This window comes from Niastella soli (assembly GCF_017742245.1).
In the GTDB taxonomy this organism is placed as follows: domain Bacteria; phylum Bacteroidota; class Bacteroidia; order Chitinophagales; family Chitinophagaceae; genus Niastella; species Niastella soli.
Map to the genome: position 1 here is coordinate 382,658 of NZ_JAGHKO010000014.1, position 24,884 is coordinate 407,541.

16 protein-coding genes are annotated in these 24,884 nt (G+C 45.2%); 2 read left to right on the forward strand and 14 right to left on the reverse strand.

Annotation, left to right across the window (positions count from 1 at the left end; genetic code table 11):
* Positions 1-261: 261 nt before the first annotated feature.
* Positions 262-1,134, reverse strand: coding sequence for an alpha/beta fold hydrolase (locus J7I42_RS30525; RefSeq protein WP_209143448.1), 873 nt, complete (start codon positions 1,132-1,134; stop codon positions 262-264).
* Between the two features lie 141 nt (positions 1,135-1,275).
* Between J7I42_RS30525 and J7I42_RS30530 the strand changes: the two genes are divergently transcribed.
* The gene (locus J7I42_RS30530; RefSeq protein WP_209143450.1) at positions 1,276-1,620 is read left to right on the forward strand and encodes a lipocalin family protein; all 345 of its coding nucleotides are present in this window, start codon (positions 1,276-1,278) and stop codon (positions 1,618-1,620) included.
* Between the two features lie 464 nt (positions 1,621-2,084).
* Entirely contained in the window at positions 2,085-2,312 is a 228-nt protein-coding gene (locus tag J7I42_RS30535) for a superinfection immunity protein (RefSeq protein WP_236065617.1), read from the forward strand.
* Positions 2,313-2,390: 78 nt separating this feature from the next.
* On the opposite strand, the gene J7I42_RS30540 is transcribed toward J7I42_RS30535, so the two are convergent.
* The 13 genes from J7I42_RS30540 to J7I42_RS30600 form a co-directional block, all read right to left on the reverse strand.
* Complete coding sequence (locus J7I42_RS30540; protein WP_209143452.1) at positions 2,391-2,843, reverse strand: hypothetical protein; 453 nt, start codon at positions 2,841-2,843, stop codon at positions 2,391-2,393.
* A 69-nt stretch (positions 2,844-2,912) separates the two neighbouring features.
* Positions 2,913-3,533 carry a hypothetical protein gene (locus J7I42_RS30545; RefSeq protein WP_209143454.1) on the reverse strand — a complete coding sequence of 207 codons (621 nt, stop codon included), beginning with the start codon at positions 3,531-3,533 and terminating at the stop codon, positions 2,913-2,915.
* Positions 3,534-3,537: 4 nt separating this feature from the next.
* Entirely contained in the window at positions 3,538-5,055 is a 1,518-nt protein-coding gene (locus tag J7I42_RS30550; RefSeq protein WP_209143456.1) for a DUF4329 domain-containing protein, read from the reverse strand.
* Positions 5,043-5,420: a hypothetical protein gene (locus tag J7I42_RS30555; protein ID WP_209143458.1), complete on the reverse strand. Its 378-nt coding sequence runs from the start codon at positions 5,418-5,420 to the stop codon at positions 5,043-5,045. The genes J7I42_RS30550 and J7I42_RS30555 overlap by 13 nt, the downstream gene beginning before the upstream one ends.
* A 157-nt stretch (positions 5,421-5,577) precedes the next feature.
* On the reverse strand, positions 5,578-6,246 hold the full coding sequence (locus J7I42_RS30560) for a hypothetical protein (RefSeq protein ID WP_209143460.1): 669 nt from the start codon (positions 6,244-6,246) through the stop codon (positions 5,578-5,580).
* Positions 6,247-6,267: 21 nt separating this feature from the next.
* Positions 6,268-6,669, reverse strand: coding sequence for a hypothetical protein (locus J7I42_RS30565; RefSeq protein WP_209143462.1), 402 nt, complete (start codon positions 6,667-6,669; stop codon positions 6,268-6,270).
* A 250-nt stretch (positions 6,670-6,919) separates the two neighbouring features.
* Complete coding sequence (locus J7I42_RS30570) at positions 6,920-7,159, reverse strand: hypothetical protein (RefSeq protein WP_209143464.1); 240 nt, start codon at positions 7,157-7,159, stop codon at positions 6,920-6,922.
* Positions 7,160-7,728: 569 nt separating this feature from the next.
* Positions 7,729-10,107 carry a glycoside hydrolase family 127 protein gene (locus tag J7I42_RS30575; RefSeq protein ID WP_209143466.1) on the reverse strand — a complete coding sequence of 793 codons (2,379 nt, stop codon included), beginning with the start codon at positions 10,105-10,107 and terminating at the stop codon, positions 7,729-7,731.
* 166 nt (positions 10,108-10,273) lie between these two features.
* Positions 10,274-12,385: a S9 family peptidase gene (locus tag J7I42_RS30580; protein WP_209143468.1), complete on the reverse strand. Its 2,112-nt coding sequence runs from the start codon at positions 12,383-12,385 to the stop codon at positions 10,274-10,276.
* A 160-nt stretch (positions 12,386-12,545) separates the two neighbouring features.
* Positions 12,546-13,001, reverse strand: a complete 456-nt coding sequence (locus tag J7I42_RS30585) for an Imm26 family immunity protein (protein WP_209143470.1) — start codon at positions 12,999-13,001, stop codon at positions 12,546-12,548.
* An 11-nt stretch (positions 13,002-13,012) separates the two neighbouring features.
* Positions 13,013-19,129, reverse strand: a complete 6,117-nt coding sequence (locus J7I42_RS30590) for a DUF6443 domain-containing protein (RefSeq protein ID WP_209143472.1) — start codon at positions 19,127-19,129, stop codon at positions 13,013-13,015.
* A gap of 38 nt (positions 19,130-19,167) precedes the next feature.
* Positions 19,168-22,827 carry a hypothetical protein gene (locus J7I42_RS30595; RefSeq protein ID WP_209143474.1) on the reverse strand — a complete coding sequence of 1,220 codons (3,660 nt, stop codon included), beginning with the start codon at positions 22,825-22,827 and terminating at the stop codon, positions 19,168-19,170.
* 496 nt (positions 22,828-23,323) lie between these two features.
* Positions 23,324-24,811, reverse strand: coding sequence for a hypothetical protein (locus J7I42_RS30600; RefSeq protein ID WP_209143476.1), 1,488 nt, complete (start codon positions 24,809-24,811; stop codon positions 23,324-23,326).
* Positions 24,812-24,884: the final 73 nt, after the last annotated feature.

Sequence of the window (24,884 nt, forward strand, 5' to 3'; positions counted from 1 at the left end):
CAGTTCATCCCGGTATTTCTACATTTCATACAAAAAAGGGGGCGCCTTGGGATTCCTGAATGGTGCGATTAATAGGATTAGGCCATGTTCCTGCAAGTAATCATCATCAACGTTTCAATTCCTCGATGGAGCGATCTGTTTCCGGCCCCAACTCAATAACCTTCAAGTGACACTCAGCCAACCGCCCCATTATTTATAAAAAAGAGGCCGCTAACAGCGACCTCCTTTGCGAATACAATGTATATTGTTTTGTCAGTACAGTTACTTTAAAAAACTGTTTAGGTAAGCCAGGATTGTTGCTGTCTGCATCATCACGCTCACGTGCCCTTGTGAAGGAACAATGGCTAATTGCGATTTGGGCATTGGGCTCAGATCAGCAGAAACCCCACCGCCCAACAATTTATACGTTTTCATCAACTCAATTTTATCCAGTCCATCATTGTCACCGGAGATGATCAATACAGGCGAAGCTATTTTTGAAATATTGGCATCACCCATGTTAAATGGCTCCTGTGCGAAAGCGATCATTTGGGCTATGAAGTTTGTCCATTTTGTTTTATCCGGCGCCACGGCATCGTATGCGGCTTTCATTGGACTATTGGCAAATACTTCAAGCTTCATTCCTTTGAATGCACTGGTTATTTCGGGTAGCCAGCCACTGGTTTTATAGGTAGAAGAAATGATCACTAATTTTGTTACCCGCTTAGGACTTTGTACCGCCAACTGGTAAGCCACAGAGCCGCCCATACTAAAACCTGCTACATCAGCACTGTCAATTTTCAGGTAATCCATTACGCGATCCACATCACTCGCTAAAGCAGGAAACGATAATTTTCGTTCTGACAAGGGCGTATGTCCATGACCTTGCATTTCAATAGCAATTACTTTCCTGGTTTTTGACAACTCAGGGATCAATTGCGCCCAGTTCAGATCGATAGTCATAAAGGCTCCGTGCAATAAAACGATGGGCCTGCCCTCTCCATATACTTCATAATAAACTTTACTGCCATTAACGGGGGCGTACCCACTGTTAGAAGATTTGAGTGATTGTGCGTTTGATTGAATTGCTGCAAACAAAATGGCGATCAACAGCATTGATCTCAGTTGGATAAGTGTTTTAAGTGAATTTTTCATAACGTTGTTTATATGCTGGTTTGAATTGTATTGACACAACAAAACTAGTATTCACTTCCCGATTTGACACGGGGTGAAAATGACCAATTAGGGGTGAATTGTGCCTAAACTTGTCTGGGATGATTGGGATTTTTGGGATGAATGGGATCAACACTGACCAATGATAATGTCAAATCCTGGAAAGTGAATCCACAGGGCGCCACCACTTATTGTGGTCAAAATACAGTCAATCCTGCAGTGGCCATGGACGACACTTTTATCTTTAATTCAAATGGCACCTTCTCACACCGGGGCGGTACGCTTACAAGAGACCCCAATCTTACTAATTGCAATGATGGTGGCGATTATAACAATACCTGGTCTTTTAATGCCGACCAAACCTCCATCATCTTAGGCGGTGGCATTGAACTTAAAATTGTATCGTTGCAAAAATCAAGACTAATTGTGATAACACCCGATTCAAAATTTGATCTAATACCCAATTAGGTGTCAGGCATTATAGCTCTAGAAGGGTATAAGCGGACGCTTATGCTAATTAAAGAAGGGTACCCCGACTCGTCGGAGCGCCAGATAGGAGGAGATAGAATCAACACTGACTTGCAAAGCGCGCCTCAAAAACCGAAAATAAAAAAAAGGTGTTCAAAATTACTTTTGAAACACCTTCTTGTTCTATCTGCGTGCCAATGAAATGTCTGTTATAAATATAAATACTGCAGGGCAAGGATATCGTTGGCAGCACAAGCGGACCAATGCACCGCATAGAGAAAAATTATGTGTAAGGGTAAAACATTAAACCGTTTTACCTACATTTGTCGACTGCTTCGGTTATAGACTGGTGTTTTTGTTAGATCGTTTACACACATCAGATTTAATATTAGTCAGTAACATATAACAAGAAAGCATTGTAAGATCATTGCAAACTAAATCCGTTTCATTTAAACCCTTACTATATGACCTCTCCAACCCTTTTAATTTCTATGCCCGGTGGCAGCGAATGGATATTAGTAATGTTGGTGTTACTTCCGCTGTATTTTCTTCCTTCGATCATCGCTATAGCCCGAAAAAATCCAAACACAACACCCATAGTTATTCTCAACTTATTGCTGGGCTGGACTTTCCTGGGATGGATAGGAACCCTGTACTGGGCATTTCGTAACAAACAACCGCAGCAATCGTAAATAATACCGGCTGGTTATAAAGCTTTTTAAGGCACTCCGACTCGTCGTAGCGCCAGGTAGGCGGACGCCTGCGCCAGTTTAATAATTATCTACAACAAAAGGATTGTACGCTTTGGGCACCTGACCCATAATAGGTCTGAATAGATCCCAAAAGTCAGGATCAAAAGCATAATCATCAAAAACCTTTACCTGTTTATAATACACTTCGCCTCTTTGGGCTGTGCCGACGCTTCCATTTGGTTTAAAAACCGGCTGGGCGATAAGTTTATCAAGGGCCGCAAAAAACACCTTAGCTGAATCTAATGTAAACACCTGGCTGGTATCTGCAGATTGAACAACAAGACTATCTGCATAATCCGATCCAATGCCTTTAATAACATAGGCATTTCCATTTGTATTGATATAAATGGAAAAAAATCGGGTAAATAACCTCACATCGCACCGGACATTATATAGTTTCTCCTTGTTGGCCTGGTCCTTACAAGCAAAAAAGAATAAGACAGGCAATACATAAAATAGTTTCCTCTTCATGGGCAGATTTAACGGCCTAATAAACTAAAGGCACACCTATATTTGAAATATTCCTCTCTCTCATTATACTCACCGGCCTTTTAAACCTGTAAATTTAAACTCACGTTCCAGCAACGCAATTATTTTCACCATATTCGCTGCCTGCCAGTCCTTGTCTTTGTTGTTTTCGGGCTCATAAAAATCATAATAGGTATATTTACCAGGAGTTAAGATCTCCACACAGTAAGTTATTCCATCAGCTCCACCCCTACTGCTATCCGACAGTTCCCGGATCTTTAATTGGCTCAGGTCGTTTATAAAGGGCGGCCAGCCAGAGGCAGGTTTAACATTTTTCTTCTCATAGTGCTGAATAATATTGTAATTGAGCGTATCAACATAGCCAACATTCATTTCATAGAGCCGGCCGCTCCAGTCGTGATTTTGTTTTTCAATGATCACTAAGTGCTTTCTCAAAGCCATTGAATGATCAAACCATACCCTTATCTGTAAAGAGTCAAATCCCACTTCAACAGGGTTTAGATTGAGTTGTTTGCTTAATTGACGTACATTATGAAAGTTGCTCCAGAAATTGGTGGTATCAGTGCGGATATCCATTAAAACCGGTTGTCTGATCTTATTATTGTTGACCTGGCCCTTACAGGAAGCCAACATCAAAACAGCAACAAGTATTACAAAATTCTTTCTTTTCATAATATTAACGGAGGGTATTGTAAAGTGATCGACTGCGGCCTTTTGGATTAAAATCATAAATTACGCCCTGACTAAAATCCTTATCCTGCATAGCAGCCCGCCTTTCCCTTTCTATCGGCGCCAGACTTGCATTTTGGGATGCAGGTTTTTTTTGAGTATCCGTTGGCGGATGCAAAAAGAGGACCGGTTCTAAATCTTCCGTCGTGGTGCCTGGCGGCAAATTTTCCCAATAGATCTTATTTTCAGTACGCTTGAAATGTGCGTCGGACTGATAAGGAAGGCAATCGCAAATTTTCAAAGCATCACGCACCTTATTATGCTCGTCCATACCTGGATACCAGGACAGTTTTCCACCCGGACTGACTAAGTAAATCGGCATTAAGTAATATCTATCTGTAAGGGCCCTGTCATCAGCAGAAAACATTTCAGTATTATAATCCAGGTTTTCAGCTCCATGTGAATGGATCATTGCGACGCGTTGATCCTCAGGCACGCTTTCTACACTCTTACGCACCTGATCCGGACTTACATTTTTCTCTTTACCTACTACAGGGGTTGTCCAGGTATAATATTTTTTCCCATTTATTTGCACCTTGTAGATAGTTGAAAAGTATTCTTTATTTTCTTTTATCGATTGCTCATTATACATTCTTCCCCATCCCATCGCAGCTGCTCTTGCGCTTTTATAGTAAAATTTATTCGGGTCGGGATCTCCTGGCGTCATTCCATCCGGATCAATAAATGTTAATGGATTATCAAATGCGTACGCATACGGAGACCACCGGCGCATTTTATCGGCCATAGGGTCAGTAACGGGCCACCTGCCTGTTTGTGCATCATACATGCGCGCTCCAAAATCATACCACTCCAGCCCACTCCCATCGGCAAACTCCTTCTCCTGCTTTTCCTTACCATTATACTCAAATTTATTATCCAGTGAACCGCTCGCTTTGCTGCTTATGCCCGCCATCGGCAGCCCAAACGGATAATAATGCGTTTCTTCCATCAATGGCCCACGGAGATGCTCAACCCGGAGGTCATCAAAATATACATTCCCGCGGCTCTCATTGCTCACAAACACATAAATATATCCATTTTTGGTAATTTCTATCTCGTTGCCTGAGTTAGCCTGCAAAAGGGTTTTCTCCTGAGTACCAGTTATAGCCGGTACGGGCACAAACCCGCTGTTGCTATTGACCATTTTAAACTGCTCCTCATCCAGCAACACCCAGTTCAAATAAGCTTTAGGCGCCCCGCTTCCCGGGTTCTGGCCATTTAAAAAACTCTCCATTCCCGGCTGCACAATACTGTTGGTAACCTGACTGCCTAATGCGCCTTTTGCCGCCCCGGCAATCCCTGGCACTAATTGACCTAATAAGTTATTGATGATGCCGGGCAACCCGGGATCAGTTGTATTATCCATTCCTGAAGGCTGGTACCAGGCAAATGTTTGCGCCCTGATCTTATCTCGGAGCGCCATTGCAGGAAGACGCGTGCGCCATTGCAAAGCTATTTGTCGCAACAACTATCTCTTAATGTCACTGTAAAACTATCAATATTCACTGTATAAAAATCCTTTCCGGAATGCTTACTTAGATTTCCCCAAAAATAATAATCGTAACAAATAGCGCAGTTTTTAACCATTTTGTCAATAATCTTTTCCTGACTGGGAAATGTAAAAACCGCTTCCAGATCAGCGCCTTTTATATCTTCGGGCAAAGCATACTCGTGTTTTTTGATCTCTTGAATTTTGTATTTGGCCCCACAATCACCACAAGCATAACCCATATAAATACATTTTAATTCAACATTTCCTTTTATCTGACTTTTGCAACTGAGTAAAACAACCAGTGTAAAAAGGACCATTAAAGTTTTATTTTGAATCATAGTGCAGTTCCTTTGTTTGCGCCAGTCAGTTGTTAGTTTTACTTTTAGACAGGTAATCCCGAACAATTACACCGCCTAGCGTAATAAACATAAATGAATACATCCCAATCATAATATAGTATACTTTTCAGTCTTTAAAAAAATAAATATAGTGCTACTAAAATTTTCTCACCTGGTAAAAACCAAATTCATTTTCAACTAAATCCAGGATATCTTCAATATTCCGGGCTTCTTTAAACTGGTCCTTATGCACTGATGGTGCCTGATAGGAATAAGTCCGGTACTGTTTTTTACTGGCTATCTCTACTATTAAAATATCTCCATCCATCCCCTGGTAATATTCAGGAATCTTATGGTAATCGGGCAGGGTTTGAATATGTAAAGCAAACAGCTTATTTATAAATGCCGGCCAACCCGACCTGGGCGCTGCGGTCACAACCTGCTTACTAATACTTTCAATAGAATCCCCTTTTTTGTTCAGATGATATTGAAAGTTATAAAAATCACCCTGCCAAATGCCTTTTGTATTTGTTAAAATCACCAACTGTGACGTATCATGGAACGCATACCCATACCAGAGACGGATCTGTAAAGAATCAAATCCATTCTCCAGGGTAGCAAGCCCCATCTTCTTTTCCACGTCGGGCTTATTGCGGTACCACGACGGTGACAGGCCTTTTTCATCCAAAGGAATATCCTTTACCACCGTATCTGCTGTTGGATTATCTTTTTTTACTCCGCTATCCCTGTTTTGATTGTTGCAGGCTAACAGCGATCCCCAAATAACAATGAAAAGAAACCCGAACACTGACATCGATTTAAACATACTAAGTATTTAATTTTACCCTTACATTCTAGGGTCCTTAAAATAGCTCCTATGTATCCAATCGGGCGGAGTATCCCCATAATATCCCAAGTATTTTGGTCCATTCAAAAAGCCGCTACGCTTTAGCCCCTGCCCTGCAGGTGGGCCGGTTTTCGGCGGTGTATCATCCTTAACAGGATCAAGATCTTTTAGTGATTCATGCGGCCCCTCAAACTCACCCCAAATTATTTTAACTTTATGCCCCTTTGGGTATGGCTTATATTTCACCTCATCCCTTGGAAAGCCAATACCCAACAATACACTGCCCTCATTGTTTGAAGGACTCGAATTCCGGTTTACCCGTAAATCGCCATTAGGAGCTGCGAGATAAAAATCCAGATCAGGATTATGTTTCATAATATCCGCATCCAGATCGCCAGTCATCCCAACAGAAGGTGAAAAATCATTATCCGATTCCTGTTGCCAGGCCCCATGTGAATGGATAAACCCTTTTGCCACCGCCCCTTTAGGCATTTCTTTTCTTCCCCTATCAGGTCTGCATCTTCCTTATTAGGAAAATAATGGGGCGTTGTATAGGAGTAATAGGTTTGCCCATTTTCTGTAAATTCATAGATCACTGAAGAAAGCTCCATGTTATTTTTTATAGAAAATGCAGCATAATTTTTTGTCCAGGCTATTGCAGCCGCATAATTTCATGATCGGCCACTTTCAGGCTGTAGACCGGAATAGACACCGCAGCCGCCCCGGTTACCAGGTTTGGCGACATCCCACCATACGCTCCCAGTGAGGCAGCATTCGGAGACGGCGGTACAATATCTACTTTATTCTCCAACCCCCGTTGGTGATCAGGCTGGGCATTTACTGCAAATGCCAGGAACAGCAAGAAGGCAATAAAAAGAGGTCCTTTTATCATAAGTATATTCTTTCAGACATGACAATGAGCTACTGTCCGGCAACAGCAGTCGCCGGTAAGCATACCTGTACCATTTAGTAAATAGAGAAAACACCTTACCCAGTTGGCAAAACACCACCCGTCATACATCGAGCGGGCATATAAATACCAAAAATGAAGCGGGAAATGTAAATGACATCTAACGAAGTGTAGTACATGCAGAAAAGGGACAACATTGCACAGCAGTATACAAATCTATTGCCCATCAGGCAATGGATTTTCTCATGTGACTTTCCAATTAGTTAGATTGGTTTTACGGAACCAAATATAAACAAGTAGCACATCAATCGAACACGGCTATGCGCTATTTTGATAAGTGTGTAATATTTGGCAATAGCCGTGTTGATTTGGGGAATAAGCGTGTAAGTGAGATAATAATTAATTATATTCTGTAGTTGGCACAAGCGGACGCTTGCGCCAAATAACACATACCTCCTCGCCTACTTTAACAACGACCTGTCAGGAGCGCATGAACCCACTACAAGTGCAAGCTCAAATGGCGCACCTTACAGGTCTCTCTTTCCAGGTTTTTATTCAACAATCCATTCATGAATACCAGTAGCATACTCTTTAGGCAATTGTACCTCCAGCTTTAGCGCGCTGGTAGTAACCGGTTCAAATGTAACCGTATTGTATTTATCCTTAGTCAATTCATATGGAGTAGTATGTTGAACCTTTACCCATTCGCCCGCCTTTAAATAATAGATCGTCCAGCTGGCGGGAATGCGGCAACCGCCCCAGGGCCCATCATCAAACCAATACACTTTACAGGACGACACAGTACGTTCTCCATTAAAATCATACTGCACCCATTCAGTAGTATTCTTCTTTGGCCACCAGTGAAAATAAGGTACGGTGTTGTCTTTTGAATCAACCGGTTCAAACTGATCATGCACCGCCATAAGGCTTCTTGATTGTATACTGGCCGTTACCTTACTGGTATAGGCAACCGTAGGCGCTGGTTGCGGCCGTGCAGCAGATGCGGTATAAGGGATCCACACCGTCATCTCCCCTGCCCCGCGGTTATCCCAGGCATAATAGGGTATTGCGGTTACTGTTTGCCGGGTGGTGATCAGCTCGCTGGTGTTCAACTGGCGTTTGGCACCGCTGCCGGTCATGGTAATGGTATTTACGCCGTTTAACAGGTTGCCGGCATAACTTACCTGCATAGGCGCGTTCTTATCTACCACAATATTCTGCACCAGGCTGTCTTTATTGTCCCACCCTTCCAGACAATACACCATCGGCCCATACTGTACGGCAAACCGCCCCGTATCGGCCGCTACTCGTTTATCGGCAAAAATATGCCGGGGCTGCATGGGCAGCTCCAACACCATACTATCGCCGCTTTTCCAGACCCGGTTGATAATTGCATAGCCATTTTTAACCGGGACACTCTTTACCGGATGCCCAGCTAACAGGAGGCGGAACGGTTGGTTGTCTTCCCTGGAATAATAAAGATTGCCCTGCCGCTCCTTCGCCGATGCCCAACCGGGAATTCGTACATACAGGGCAAACCTGGTTGGCTTGTCAACTCCAATACTTATTGCAATACGTCCACCCCAGGGATAATTGGTTGTCTGCGTGAGTTGCACATTGCCCGCGGGCAATTTGATGGTACTGTGATTGCTCATAAACAGGTTCACATACAGGTCATTCCTATTTTGTGCATATACATAACCAGGTACCGAGGGTAAAAAGCGCGTCATATTACTGATACAACAGGCGCAGGAAAACCAGCCGCTGCGGTCGTGCTGCCCAACCGAGGCAAGCGGATTAGGATAAAAGAATTTCGTGCCGTTTAGCGACATGCCCGACAGCAATCCGTTGTACAGCGTGCGTTCCAGCACATCCATATATTTGGCATCGCCATGCAGCAGGAACATCCGGTAATTCCAATACACGTTGGCAATGGCAGCGCAGGTCTCGGCATAGGCGCTCATATTGGGCAGGTAAAACCCATCGCCAAACGCCTCACCATTATTGGTAGCGCCAATACCGCCCGTGATGTACAGCTTTCTCGTCACCACATCCGTCCAGATGGCATCGATGGCCCTTAGATAAGCGGTATCACCCGTAAGCGCCGCGATATCGGCCATACCACTATACATATACGCCGCCCGCACGGCATGGCCAACTGCTTCGGTTTGGTCCACCACTTTTTTATTGGCCTGGTTGTATACATCGCCCTGTGGACCGCGTACATCCAAAAAGAATTTAGCAAGATCGAGGTATTTCTTATTGCCTGTAATGCGATACAGTTTCGCCAGGCCGATCTCTACGATCTGGTGCCCGGGATAGATCTCCCGTTTGCCCCAACCAAAGTCTTTACACAACAAGTCGGCATTTTCTATTGCGATATTCAGCAGGTTCTTTTTACCCGTGGCATTGTAATGCGCATAGGCGGCTTCGTACAGATGACCGGCATTGTATAACTCATGACTCAGCACCGAATCCATTACCCAGCGTTGGGTACCGATCCACTCATGGGGTTTCGCTGCGTTTATAGTACGAAACGTAAACAAATACCCATCGGGCTCCTGCGCCTGGCCAATGATAGCTATCAACGAATCAAGGTATTTCGCCAATGTTGGATTGGGCGCCACCTGTAAGGCATAGGAAGCACCTTCAATCCATTTATAAACATCGGTATCATCGAATGTATATTCCGAACAAACCTTATTCTCACGCTTACCGGCGGCCGCCAGAAAATTATCGATACGCCCATGTTCCCGACACATTTTTAGAATATAGGGAATGGTGACGGTGGCGTTTATGTTTAGCTTGGGTTGCCAGAAGTTGTCTGTCACTTTTACGTGAGTGAAAGACACAGGTTGTATGGGGTAATCTTTTACCTGGGCAATGGTAGTTATAGGTAGTAATAGTATAAATATGGTGTATCTGTTCATAAAATTGCAGTTTGTAAGTTTGTTAGTTCTTTAGTTAAAAGACAGGGGATTTAAGAACCAATAACTAACAAACTAAATAACTAAAAAACTATTACTTTAACTGGCGCCACGCCTTCAGCGGGATGCCCAACGTAGAATAGGAGGTTCATCTTATCTTAGTTGCTTCTCACTCCCCTTTATTCCGGTCCGGAGGGTCTACGCCAAAGAACTTCCTGACAAAAAAATCACGTTTCTTTAACCGTCCATATGAGCCGCCATCACTATGCCCCATACCCGGGACCACCAGTAAGTCGAAGACCTTACCGGCTTTTATCAAAGCACTGGCAAATCGGTAGGTTGATTCCGGGGGGACATTGTTATCGGCTTCGCCTACAATAAGCAGCAACGAGCCCTGCAGTTTAGCGGCATTGGTAATATTGCTTTGCGCTGCATAATGCGGCCCTACAGGATATCCCATCCATTGTTCATTCCACCATTGTTTGTCGATGCGGTTATCGTGACAACCACAAGCCGACACCGCCGCTTTATAAAACTCAGGATGGAACAACAAGGCGCCGGCAGAGTTTTGTCCGCCCGCAGACGTGCCGTACAACCCTACGCGTGTTGTATCTATATAGGGATATTTCTTAGCCAGCGCTTTTATCCATAAGATGCGATCGGGCAGACCGGCATCGGCGAGGTTTTTCCAGCATACATCATGAAAGGCCTTGGAGCGATTGGCCGTGCCCATGCCATCGCATTGTACTACTATAAAACCCAGCGCTGCCATAGATTGCATTTCGCCATAGTTCATAAAACGCTTTGGCACAAACGCATCCTGTGGACCAGCATAAATATTTTCTATAACGGGATACTTCTGGGTGCTGTCAAACCCCGGCGGCCGGCACACAATGCCCCAAATATCGGTAAAGCCATCGCGGCCTTTGGCCACAAATACTTCGGGCAGACGAATACCCAGGTTTTGGAAAGCGGTTATATCAGCCCGTTCTATGACGGAGATCAATTTCCCGTCTGCTGTACGGCGCAGTTCGGTCACCGCAGGCAAATCGGGACGGGAGTAATTATCTATAAAATATTGACGGTCGGGTGAGAAACTACACTGGTGACTGCCATTGGCGGGTGTGAGCGAAACCAGGTTTTTACCATCGAACCCAATGCGGTAGTAATGGAGGTTGTAGGGATCTTCCCCTGCGTTCAACCCACTGGCCTGGAACCAGATCACCCGTTTTACTTCATCCACACTGTCAACTTTTCGCACCACCCAATCACCTTTTGTGATGGCGTTTTTGACGCCGCCCTTTTCGGCATCTAACAAATACAAATGATTATAGCCATATATTTCACTGCTCCAGATAATTTCATTGTTGACGGCGGTATACCAGGAGAAAATGCGGCTTTCGAAAATAAAGGTGCTCGTTTGCTGCTCGATGAGGTTGCGTGTGGCGCCGGTAGTTGCATTCACCTGAATAATACGATATCGTTGATGACCGCGGTCGGCTTTTTCAAAGGTAAAATAGCTGTTATCGCCGGTGCGCCAGTGGATCCAGGGATAGTCCAGAAAGTTGTATAATTCAGTATCGGCTTTCACCAGCTTTTTATCAGCTACGTTAATGGTGAACAGCTCATACCCGGTGAACGGGTCACCGGGTTGAGCATACTCATGTGACTGTAAAACACCCCGCGACGTGGTATCTACGGAAGACAATACATAATATACCGGCTTCTCGGCCACGGGGTAAATATGAAAAACAACAAGGTGTTTGCTATCGGGTGACCATTGGATTTGTCCGTAAGGGTTAGTAGTATCGCCATTGAAAGAACACTGCACAGCGGCCCCGCCCACTGATGGTCGCAGGAAGATATTTCCCGCCTGGATATAAGCGGTCCATTGTTTATCGGGCGAACAACTATCGGAAGGGCGTTGGCGGACCCAGCGGCTTTTTATGCCACCATTGACAATCCCATTATCGGTAGTAGTTATATAGGATGTACTGTCTGTGAGTTTTGTTTTGGTACCGGTACGGGCTTCTACATACCAGTATTCCCTGGAACTGTCAGCGAGTATATTTCGGTACCAGAACCCTTTGTTATCGGGTTGCCAGTGCGCCCTGACATTTCCTTTGAGCACGGCATTTTTTGCCAATGAATCGAGCCGGGTAGCGGATTTGTAGGCAGCGAGTATTTCGGTACGGGAGGGCTGGTAGGGCGGCAAGGATTGCGCCCAGCCAGTATACCGGCTAGTGATAAGGAATAGTAACCAAAGGAGGCGATTACGCATTGCGTTAATTTTGGTGCTTATATTAAAATTAACGCAATGGCATTGCGTGAACCGGCTTCAGGCTAACCGATCGTTTACCGATATTGACTGGTTGGAAAAGAAAAGCCGCCCGAAGGCGGCAATCTTATTAAGGCGCCCCGCATCGGGGCCTGGTATTGCTTTAGCATTTTAGAAGTTTGGCTAATCGCTTTTCAACAAAACCGTATCCGGCAAGCCCATCATCGGGATATTCATCGGGATTATCACCCTGTGCCATAAGTTCAGTCTTTATTTCATTTAAATTATCATCATAATAAACCTTAGAATATTCACCACTTATCAAATCCTTTCGCTTGAAAACCGGCACATTCCAGCTTGCACCATTAAAGTTTGACATGATACCTAAACTGATCCATGTTCCTTTATCCAGCCCTCTGGAACCAAATCGTTTAATCATAATATATTCCGCAGCATTTAACTTTATGTCGTCCAAAGCCGGAAGTTCCCTGAATGTTTGCTTGAGAAAATACCCTAACAACACCTCTTTTTGTTCCCGGGCTATAACCCCTATTGCATAACACGATCCAATCGGGATCGCAAATACCTGCCCTACACTATATTTACCTTTTTTTTGCATGTATATTATTATTACTTCTTTTGACCTTTTTGCAAATTTTTTATAAAATCTACAGCAGCCTGAATATACTCATCCCTGCTTTTATGATTGTCTCTAATTGGCTTGATCTTATTCAAAGCTGGTTTATGCTTATCATGTAATTGCTGTTCCCTTCCTCGCTGAACTTTATAATCATTTGTCCTAACATCCACTTCGTATTCCAGGTCTTTTGTTTCTTCTGCTCTTGCGTGTTCTTTTTCTCTCCTTTTCAGATCTTTTGTTCTGCCACTACGCTGCACTTTACCATCTTCATCTTTTAGAACGTAGGTTCCTCCCGTTGCCTGTTCAGCTTCGTCACTTTTCTTTTTCGCCAAAAGCATTCCCTGTATCTTCTCTCGTCCAACCAAAAAGGATATATAGTCCTTCTGTTTCACTGTAGTCGTCTGGCCTAAAGCATCGGTTGTAATTACCATTTCTACCGGTTCTACCGGGGTTAATACAGAACCAGCGCTAGCGCCAGCCACCGCCTCAATTGTTTCGAGTGTCCGATAAGTACGATATATGACAACTCCGGTCTCAACCAATTCTTCAAGCACAAAAACGCACGCTGGACAATCTCCTTTAGGATCATTAAACCTGATGGGATTATCATAGTTAGAAACGTATGGAGACCACATTTCCATACGCTCAATTTTCGGATCAATCTGCCACCATCTGCCTAATTGTGGATCAAGATTTCTATAGAACGCATCATACTGATCAAGGTCTAACTCTGTAGTTTGCTCTATTCCATTATACCTGTATTTATTTTCAGGGGCTCCAAAGTTAAGCGCCTTCGAACTTATCCCTGCCATCGTTAACCCAAACGGATAATAATGCGTTTCCTCCAGAACAGGTCCTTTTGTATGTACCACCTGCAGGTTATCAAAGAACACTTCTACCGGGCTTTCATTACTTACAAACACATACAAATACCCATTGCGTTTTACCGGAATACCCATCAACTGGTGATCACTGACCACATTGGCATCCCTTACCCGGTCAAAATTACCGTCAAGATACTTGAAATTTTCATCCAGCAGCACCCAATTTATATAAGCCCTGGGTATTGTTCCATTGCCACGCAAGGGGTCAGTCAGGAAATCACTGACTTTATTGTGAATGTCGCCAATGTTGTTTAAACTGGTGGCAGTAACCGCTTTGCCGGCCGTAGCCCCGGTGGGCGCCGCCAGCAAGCCCGTCAACAGGTCCATTACTGGTATGGGATAATTATCGCTACCGGCATTGTTTTCAAAATAGTACGACTTGCCAAAGATATCAATGCGGTCGCCGCTCATTACCTTCAGCGTGATGCCCAACCCGGTTTCGCCGCCTGCAGCAGTAGCTTTCAGCTTATACAATTGCTGGCTCAACCCGGTTACATTACTATTAGGATTATTATTCACCGGTGGATCATCTGCCAGGTCACCGCCGTTCTTGTTGATATAATCCGTAATACCAGTGGCATCGCCTCGTAACGCAATTTTATTAATGTCGATATTATAATACTCCTTTTCTTTATACACCGCATCTGCCGGGTTCCCAAGGCTTCCTTCGAGTGTAACCGCGGGGTAGATATCCTGTTGTAACTCGTCGGTGATCACCATGCGCACATTGCCGAGGTGGTCCTTAATAAAATAATCATGATCGTAATGAGCAGACTTATTATTTAAAGCCGGCATAAAACGTGTTCGGCCTTCTTCGTGGCTAATGAACTGAAGCTTGTCGGTATAGCCCAGACTGGTAAGTTCTGTTTTTTCATACGCCTTGCTTTCGTATACCGCACCGCCCAAATACGTGGTGGTAGTAGTGACATCGCCAATGTACGGCTGGCCATTATAAGTTACCGTAACACTTTTCTCCAGCACGATCTTCTGTAGTTTGGCGCCCAGCGCATCGTAAACATAGTTGATCGTCCCTTTCTCTTTTGTCAGATCATTCTTGTCTTTTATTTTGATCTCCGCAGGCAGGTTCAGGTGGTTATAGGTAATAGCCCCATCAGTCGCTGCCATATTTTGATCAGGATTGGCTACTCCTTTAATTTGCTTGTTGAGATCGATGACCATGTTGCCATTGGCATCGTACCCATAATCATTACCGGTGGAATTGTTATCTTCAAAATCGCCGAGGCCGCCGCCCAATCCATCGCTTACGGTCATTAACTGGTTACTCAACTCGCTTTTATAATAATGGTACCGAAGGTCATCTATCTGCGCAGGGCCGGTCACTTTCAGTCCGTATTGCTGCATACGCAAAATATTCCCATTGGCATCATATGCTTTGGTGGGGTCAGGCGTACCATCGCCCATGACCACGTTGTAGTTCACCTGCGAATTATTCCATAAATGATCGTTGGTATTTTGTTGTTTGAACTCAGCCCGCATCAACCGGTCGGCGGCATCGTAGGTATAATCATATTTCCGTCTGATGTCGTCGCCATCGCTTTTCCATAACATACCGGTTATATTGCCATTGAACGTGCCCTGTGCAAATGCCTCCCCTGCTTTATTGGCAGTGCGGTCGTATCCCAGTTCATAACCAAACAGAACGCCGTCGGTGGTTTGTCCTTCAATGGTCAGGTAATCGCGGTTCATGCCCTGCACCCAGTTCCTAATGCTATAGGAATATTTCAGATCCTGCAACGGCACACCGGTATAGTTGTTGTTCACGTCCTTTTTCTGGCCGATGCTTTTTATCAGCAGATTGCCAAGGGCGTCGTATTCATTCGAAGCAATAATGGTTTCAGGTTTGTTTACCGCTACCCCATTTATCACGCTGCTGATCTTTTTGGAAACACTGGTGATCTGACCCAGGTCGTTGAGGGTATTTTTTGTAACTATTACATGGGTCTGTGGATTGCTACTACCTGTCTTCTCCTGCTTCTGGATCTGCACCAGCGGCTGGCCCGTGAAGGTATACTGCGTGGTGGTTATATCTGTGCCGCCGGTTTTGTTTTTGCTTTTAACCTGTATTGTTCTTCCTTTATCGTCATACAGCATTACTGAATACAGGTATTCGCTGGTGGTGCCTAACACTTTTACCTGCATCCAGGTTGGTAGTCCCTGAGTTTGCCTGCTTTGAGTAACCGGGTCGGGATAAGGGAAGCTGGTGTAAGCGGTGTTTATATCCGGGCTGCCGGCATAGGTATTATCGATAGAACCGCTGAGCCCGCTTGCGGCCGGAATATTGTTATAGTCATCATAACCTGTTTTGGTAAGCAGCGTAAAACTACCGGTCCCGGGAATAGGATTACGCGATACCAACATTCCCTGATAACTGGTTTCTGCATCAACGCCGGTTAACTGATCAACCTGTAATTGCAAGCTGGCAGTGGTGCCAATCCAGGTAGTGATCCCGCTTATCACCGGTCTGTTCTGCGGATCGTATAAAGTGGTTACCCATTGGTTATCTGGTTTCATGCGGGCATCCTGAGTAAATACCAGGCGATCACGCACATCATACACCATGGTCATTTCACCGGCGCCCGGCAGTTTTCTCCGGGTCAGGCGTTTTCTGACATCATATTCATAGCGGAAACTCAATTCATTGGCCACTTCACCCCAGCCGCCATTGGCGGAAGAAGGCCAGCCCAGGGTATGCAAGGTTTGTACTCCTTTGGGTTGAACCACTGCGCGTAACTGGTTCAGGTCATCATACACATAATAGGTGCATAACCAGCCAGCGTAACCGGAACCGCCTCCATCATCGGGCGCAGCGGTAAGCTGCACCTTTTTCAACAACAACTGTCCCTGCGTATCCTTAAATTCTATAACCTGTTTGCCGTCTTCATCGGTGGTGATCGTTTTACTCAGTTGGCCTTCTGGATAAGCTCCATCCATTATATAATTACCCCAATCATTTACCACGTCGTTCACATGCCAGATCTTCACATCGTCCACGACGGTATTTAAATGATACCCATTTTCAATACCGCGCCCGGCCCCTACCCAGTTGTCACCTGCGGCCATTGTTTTTTCTATCCGGTTTAACGGAGAAGCCTCATAATCGGATTGCTGATAATAATAGGCATCATCGGGATTTTGTATGGCATGGAAGGTGTTTAATTCACTCAGGGCATTCAACTTAAACTTACCATTGGTGGCGCCCGATACATAGGGCAACCAGGATTGCGGCTGCCGGCCATAGTTATCATACAATACCGGGGTCACAACATCTTTGTTATTCTTTCCTGCCTGCATATCAACAGCCTGCATCACTCTGCCCAATCCATCGAGATAGGCAGTGGATTGTTTTACCTCAGCCACCTGTGAAGGCAGTACCGCATCCTGTTCTGTTAAAATGCCTGCATGGGTGAACGCCCTGGTACGGATGTAATTAAGGTTGTCTACATCCAGGGTACCTATTGTTATTACGCATGCATTAGTATAAGCATCTTCAGCGCCACAGCTGACTTTCCGGCGATACCAGGTATTGACAGACAGTGCTGGCGGCTGATAAGTAAGATCGTTGGCGCCGGCTATAGCCGTGAAGGTGATGCCATCGGTGGACTGCTGCCACTCGTACGTATAACTGCCATTACAGCCACCGCCGCTGGCTTTGCCGGCCGACAATTTTCCAGGAATGGCTCCGGCGGGGAGAGTGATGGCCGACGGGGTTAACACACCCGGTTTTAATTGCCGCCAGGCATCTACCCATACAATATTACTGGTCGCCGGCACCCGGTGACTGGTTACTATAACCCGGTACCAGGTTTTGGTTTTTATACCGGTAGGCGTGTAGGTGCTGCCGGTAGCGCCGTTAATATCATGGAAAGTAACCCCATCGGCCGACTGCTGCCACTGATAGCTATAGCTGCCATCGCCCCCACTGATACTGCTTACACTAAGCGGAGTGGCAGTACCATTATAATAAACTATTTGAGTGGGTGGTGTTACAGCGCCCAGTACAATGGCCGGCCAGGGAATCACTGTTACATCAACATATTTAAAGTCTGTACAACCTGCCGGCATGTCCCAGCAAAAACCGCAATCCGTTGCATTGCGATAATGATAGCGGTAAGTACCAACTGCTGGTGGGGTATGCGAAAATGAAGCCTTGTTCGCAAAAGCATTCTGGAAGATGTTCCAGTTGGCGCCCGCATCGTTACTGCACCAGTAATGGGGTGAACCAATGCCACCAGATGTAGAAATAGTAACAGACTGATCAATATAAATAGTAGCGGCGCTTGCCGTAATTGTTTCTTCTCTTGGGGTTGGTATGACGAACACATCCAGCTGCCGGGAGTTGGTCACGCAGCCGTCCGGACTAAACCCCCGGATCAAATAATTATATACCCCAGGTGCGTTCACAGGTAATTCGAACCCGATCCCTTCGAACAGCTGTGCGCCGGTCTCTGCATCATACCAGCGATAGTAACTGCCGTTACCTTCGGCTATCAGCGCGGTTTCCACCCCTTCGCAGGGCGTCAGGTTCCCCGTTACCGTTGGCGGCGTGAGGGACTGAATATCAAAATCGATCTGGTGATAACCAGCCTGTAAACAAGCGCCAGTTTTGGTCACCTTTGAAAAATAGCTATACTGTTGTGAAGGGTTAAAAGCCTGGATCTCAAAATAGCCGGTGGTATTTTGTCCAATCTGGTCATATCCCTGTCCGTTATAATGATACAGCTGAAAGGCAACGCCCGGCGTTGGAGACGTCATCTGGATCTGCGCTATACCAGTACCGCATTCCCGGGCAAAATTGATATAATGCGAAACAGGCGTTTGGAAACTGGGCGAATAGGACATTCGCTCAGATTCGCAGCCATCACTATATAAACTTACCCAAACCTTGCTGCCCTGGCTGGCATAGAAAGTATACTCGCTATAGCCGTCCACACCGTTAAATGCATCAGATTTTATCGGCTCCGTGGCGTCTTCGCTTTCCCACCAGATAAATTCGCCGGAAGTCACAAAGCCAAAACCCAGCTCCGCCCTTGCGGTTACCCAGGCTGGCCCGCACTGGTTGTAAGTACCCTGACCATGAACATACAGATCATCCGTTAAATATTCACATTGGGCGTTTGCTGACACAGCAGCCAGTAATAGAAATATGAAGAGCGTGATCGTTGGCAGATATTGTTTTGCAAAACCGGATAAGAGCTTCTGCATAATAATTTATTTATTCAGCGTAGTGATTGAAGTTTTCCTTACTGTTTGTAGTTATACTTAAAGGTTTTGATGATATTCCCTTTCATATCTTTTATGGCCGTTAACCTGAACAGATCATCATACAAATAGTAGGTTACTTTATTCGATGCGTCACACTGACTGGTGATGCCCACCAACGGATCGTATGTATAGCTAACCATTTGCGCATTGGGCGGATAGATCCGTACTTCATCGATTTCGGTGCCATTAATGGCTACGGTGCTTACGTTCGTGAGGTCCCATTGGTACAGCTTCCAGCCATTCTTGCCATCTGACTGCAGCACAGTGCCGGACGCTCCATTCACCGTAACGTTACCCGATGGCTGACACCAACAGGTAACGCGGTAATTACCGGCTGGCAGTTCTTTTGACATACCGCCTGAAAATGTACTTATACCAGTAATGGCGGTCACATTGGAATGTATGGTGGAACCGGGGTCGATATTATAATCAGACGGGTCGTCATGTTCAAAAGAATTGTAGAACACATTCGCTACCGCTGCATTCACCACTTCTGCCACAGGGAAGGAAGCGTTGTATGACCACAGGTAGGCCCTTTTCACATCATCCTTTTTCTGGACCTCACTGATATTATAGCCATTGTACAGGAAGCGCTGTTTAAGTTTATAGGCATTATCGGCGGGGGTACCGGTTGACAGCGAAGACGTGAAGTTTGATTTGGGCGAATTGATCTCGAGTTCATATTCTTCAACTGGCACTACGCTCGCCCCCCGGGGATCGGTATCCCCGGAAGGTGTTCCATATTTGACAAAGCTGGCCCCGATCACTTTTGTATCGGCGCCGCGTTGCAGCTTAACTACTTTTTCTATAACCGAACTGTGCATATAATGGTCATCATCGCGCATGCCGGCGATGATGCCGGTATTTATCTGCGTGTAATCAGCAGGATAAGTATACTCTGTGATCAAAGTAGATCCGTCGCTTTTTGTTTGTTCCTGTTTGGTTAACTGTAAATGCGCCGGATTGCCATAGGTGAATTGGGTAACCGTTTCCTGATATTTGCTTTCATCTGCTGCATCATAGTTTCTGACGGTTTCTGAATTAACATGTACCCATTCTGAATAAATGTCGTAATAACGGATGTATGGATAAGATAGCTCTCCAAGGCTTTCGCCGAAAGCAGATTCACAGGCATAACATTTCAATCCTTTCACTGATCTTTCCTGGTCATATTCCGTTTTCGGTTCGCGAATAGTTTCAGTGACCAGCTGAAAACCGGTATTATCGGCTTTTCTTTTGTATACCCGGGAGCCTAGCAGGAACCCATTCCGGGGGTTCGGGATGGTGGGCATTTTCACCATGACCACCCCGTCTGCGTTATTCGAATACGTATAAACGGTTTTTCCATTTTCTCCGTTCTCCCCTTTCCATTCCGTTACGGTGCTATAACCAACGGGATTGCCCATAGCGGAAGTACCAAGCGGAATGTTTGATTCTGCCGACAGGTCCAGCAACGTTATCCAATAGGCAACCGGACAATTGCCACCGGTTGTTGATTCGCTGAAAGATTTATATACTGTTGTAAAATACCCATAATTGAGCGGGGCCATTAATTTACCGGAACTAAACCCATAATCATCCACATAAGTATACCGCGTTATTATATCGCTTGCATGATTAACGCCGTCGTAGGAAATAATTTTGGCAATACGCACCCCACCACCCATCTTGCCTTTGGCCTGGTCGGTGGTGGCTATGTCATATTCGAGGCTCACATACGACTCCTGGTCGGAGTTCATAAAGTCGGCCTCAACTTCATAGGTGCCAGGTTCCATGATCAGGTAATATTCAAAAAAACCGGAGGGGCCGCAACCTATATTACACCAGAATACTTTTTGGTAAGAATGTGTTGAGCCGGTTGCATGAATACCACCAGCGATCACGGCATATGTTTCATCGTTATTGCAATAGGTGTCGGCCGACTGATATACACTTCCCGAAACTTTTACCGTTGTGCGGGCGGCAAGGGTAAAACTTTTTATGGCCGGAACATCCGTATCCGGATCGATAAAACCGGGGCCATATGCATGTACGTACTCCCGGTGTTTTATTGTCACTTTTTCTGTAGTGTAATAGTCGTTGGGCTCATATATAAAGTCGGTTGTACCACCCGTTGGGAACGTGATCTTCTTCAGCATACCGCCCATCATATAGTTGGGATCAGGCTCTCTGTCAGCACCTGGAATGCTTATATTTTCGCCCTGCTTATTTTTATAAAACTGTTGGGGGATCAGGGTTGCCGTTCGCTTTGTTTGCGACCCAATATCATATATACGGTCATTGGGTTTTTTATTATAATAACCCCAATGGTCACGTCCGTAGGAATTCTTTGCCGGCACTTGTTCATCGATGGGGCCGCCCACATAGTTATATTCAAACCGGTAAGGCTTTTTACTAATGTTATCAGATTTCTCGGTAACCGTTTCCAGCTTCAGGCGGGTATTGGCATACAGATCGCTGGTATATGGGTTAGCGAAATAATTATAGCCCAGCTCCACCCGTTTGAGCGGCGTATATACTCCATCTTCTACTTTTGATATAACGACCCTGTCGAGCTTCTGTGGCCTCGAGGTGAGGGGGGTGTGTCTGTCGCTATAAGGTTCAATGTCGGTTCTGTCGCTGGTGAAAAATTCCACTTTCCCATTTGGAAAATCTATCTGCTTCAAATACACATCATAAACAATGTTCTGCGTTACAGTATAGTTATGCCCGGTAGAAACACCCGAAGGCGAGTGACAGGAAGGTGAACCCGCAGCTACCTGAAAATCATAAAAGATCCGCCGGCTGTCGCTCATCGAGATGATCTGCCTGCTGCCATTTTGTGAAGGCGGGGTGTAGGTAAAAACGATGTGCTCATCCCGGGGGCCAATGATCTCATCGAGGTACCAGGATGACACCATTGTTCTTGGGTCCAAAAACGTTGCATTCGGATTACCCAAATAAGGAATGGTGGAGGTACGGCTTTTTTCGGTGGTGCCAAACATATACTTATAGCCATCGGCAGTGATGATGGCCCAGTGTGGGTATTGCGGATTGTCGTCATAATACACCCTGATCTTTTCCTGGGAAGAAAGCTGTACGGTAAACGGCTCATCACTGAGATGGTTCTGTTGAAATACAAACTTGCCTGACCTGCCCAGGAAATTAAAATAATAGATATCGGGTTCAGCATCTTTGGTACCGCCACAAACCTGTTTGAAGTAAGTATAATCCGGATGACCTACCGGTGGTACATATTCGTTATTATCATTAACGCTGGCAGGCAGCGGGGTTACCGGAAACCCGGTACTGATGCCATCACTCACCAGGTCATCCGTTCCTCTTACCGAGCGGGTTATAACACCTCCAGCACTCAACGACCAGCCAAGGCCCACCCAGGAGGCTTCTTCTTCCACCTTTATGCCGGAAGCATGGTAATTCAGTGTGATGGGAACCGAAAGACCTTTGTCTTTGATCTCATAGACCGGAATACTGATATTAGGTGTTCCCGTATAGGTTGACACCGGGAAATCGCCATACTTACCCAACGAAGCAGCGGTTGGCGATGGCGGTATTACTTTTGTCAGGTCGCTCTGCGAATAAGTAATGCAGGTAATAAATAACAGGAACAAGGTTGATAAATACTGTCTATTTTTCATATTAGTATAGTGCAGGTATAAAATGATAACCGGTGCAAGCCTTGGGCAATACACGGCTGCGCGGTCTTCAGGAGAAAACCGCATTACCCGCCAGTTGGCGGAACATGCATCAGGCAATACACGACTGCACGGCAATGCTAATGAGAGCCGTGATCAGGGTCATGCCTTCATTGGAACAACAAACGAATAAGAAAAAGGAAAATAACAGTGGATATTGAAAGGGTTTGAATACCGGATAAGCAGGGCGATTGCCCATAATGAAACATTTGCTTTTTCATATGCAGGCCTCAGTTAGTTGATTAGGTTGTGGCGAATATATCATATGTCTTACATAACACCACAAAAAAATGGTAACAATTTGGTAACCGTGTAAAACAGGCCATTTGCCGTGCATTATTCAAGGATAATCGTGCAGATTACAAGAGAAGGGCATAAAAAAACCAACCTGCAAAACCCTGCAGATTGGTAGACATAAGAATGACTTAGCTATCAGACCTTAGAAATTATACCCTACCCTAAACTTGATAGGCTGCGTGCGCGGCACCTGTTGAAAGCTCAGGAAATCAAAAAGTAACTGGAGTTTTGTCTTTTTAAAGAATTTGCTTTTTACAGAAATGATCTTGCTGATTCCGATGAGACCGCTTTTTGACCAGGAGGAGATCTCATTCCAGTGCATAACAGTATTTGTATTCAAGCTATCTGAAGTAATAGGCTGGTAATTGTATTCCAGTCCACCACTGAGATAAAAACTGCCTTTTAGTTTCACATCAATGAATGAACGGAGTCCCATACCCTGATTGGTGATCTTAATATGTTTTATATCCTGTCCCCACCCCATTTTATAACTGGCACCAAGACCGATCGTGTTCTTATCAGAAATTTTATATCCTACTGATACCCCAAAGTCGGTAGTAGTAGGAAAGAAATTGTTCTTTGCTGTCTGAATGTTGGTACCATACTCCAGCCGTTGCCAGAAAGATTTTGTACGCTGGGTATTGGGTTTGAAATCGGGCATATCCATATCACCGCTGCCGCCACCGCCGCCCAATTTGTTCAACTTATCCTTGAGTGTATTTAACTGTGATTGGGCCGCCTGCAGGTTTTGTTGCAAATATTGCTGGGCGTTGGGTCCGCCGCCGGCCAACTGGTTCTGGATCTGCTGCTGTACCTGGGAGCGGGTTTGCAGTCCGGCCAGGCTTTGTGGGGTTCCATAGTTATCGGGTAAGCGGAACAGACTGGCCAGTTCACTGTTTTGTTTCATGAACTGGGTAAATGCCGGTAGTTTATTCAACAACGACAGCCCCTTCTGCACCATTTTGTCGGGATCGTTCAGCATGTCCCTATATTCCTTCAGCTGCGCGCTGTAGTAATAAGCCTCCTTCTGAAAACCGGCAAATTCATTAGTGAGCCCTTTGGGCAGGTTGGTAACCCGGCCCAGGGATTCTTTTATCTGTGATTTACGTTGTTGTATAAAGGCTTTCACCTGTTCCGACTGCTGCATTTTCCCCTGCAACTGGCTTACCTGGGAAAGTGAGCCTTTTACCTTATCCTGTAAGTCCTTTGATTGCGAAAGTACCGTACTGTTCTTCTCCAGGAAGGCCAGGCTGGTCTTAACAGAATCTACCATGGGGATATATGCGCCAGCCCCCCGCTTTACGGGCAGGCTGTCAGGTTGTATGGACGCGATCATTTTATCGTATTGCGCATCCACATCACCAAAGGTCTGTTCAGCTTTGGCAGAATCTACCTTTGCCAGTTTACGCTTCATCTTCTTCTCCTTTTTCTTCAGGCGCTGGAGGTATTTTTCGGTCTGTTTGGTCAACCGGTCTTCCAGGTTAGCGTATTTGTTCTGAACTTTATTAAAGAACGTAGTAGGAAAATTTATGATCTTATCTACAACGGGCTCTTTTTCCTGGGCCCGGGATACCTTGCAATAGAGCATACTTATGATAAAAACAGGAATAAGGAGGAGATACTTTCTCATATGCAGGTTAACTGATTATTAATTAGGGGGCTGCGATTATACGAATGTATGATTCCCTTTTCATCTAAAAAAG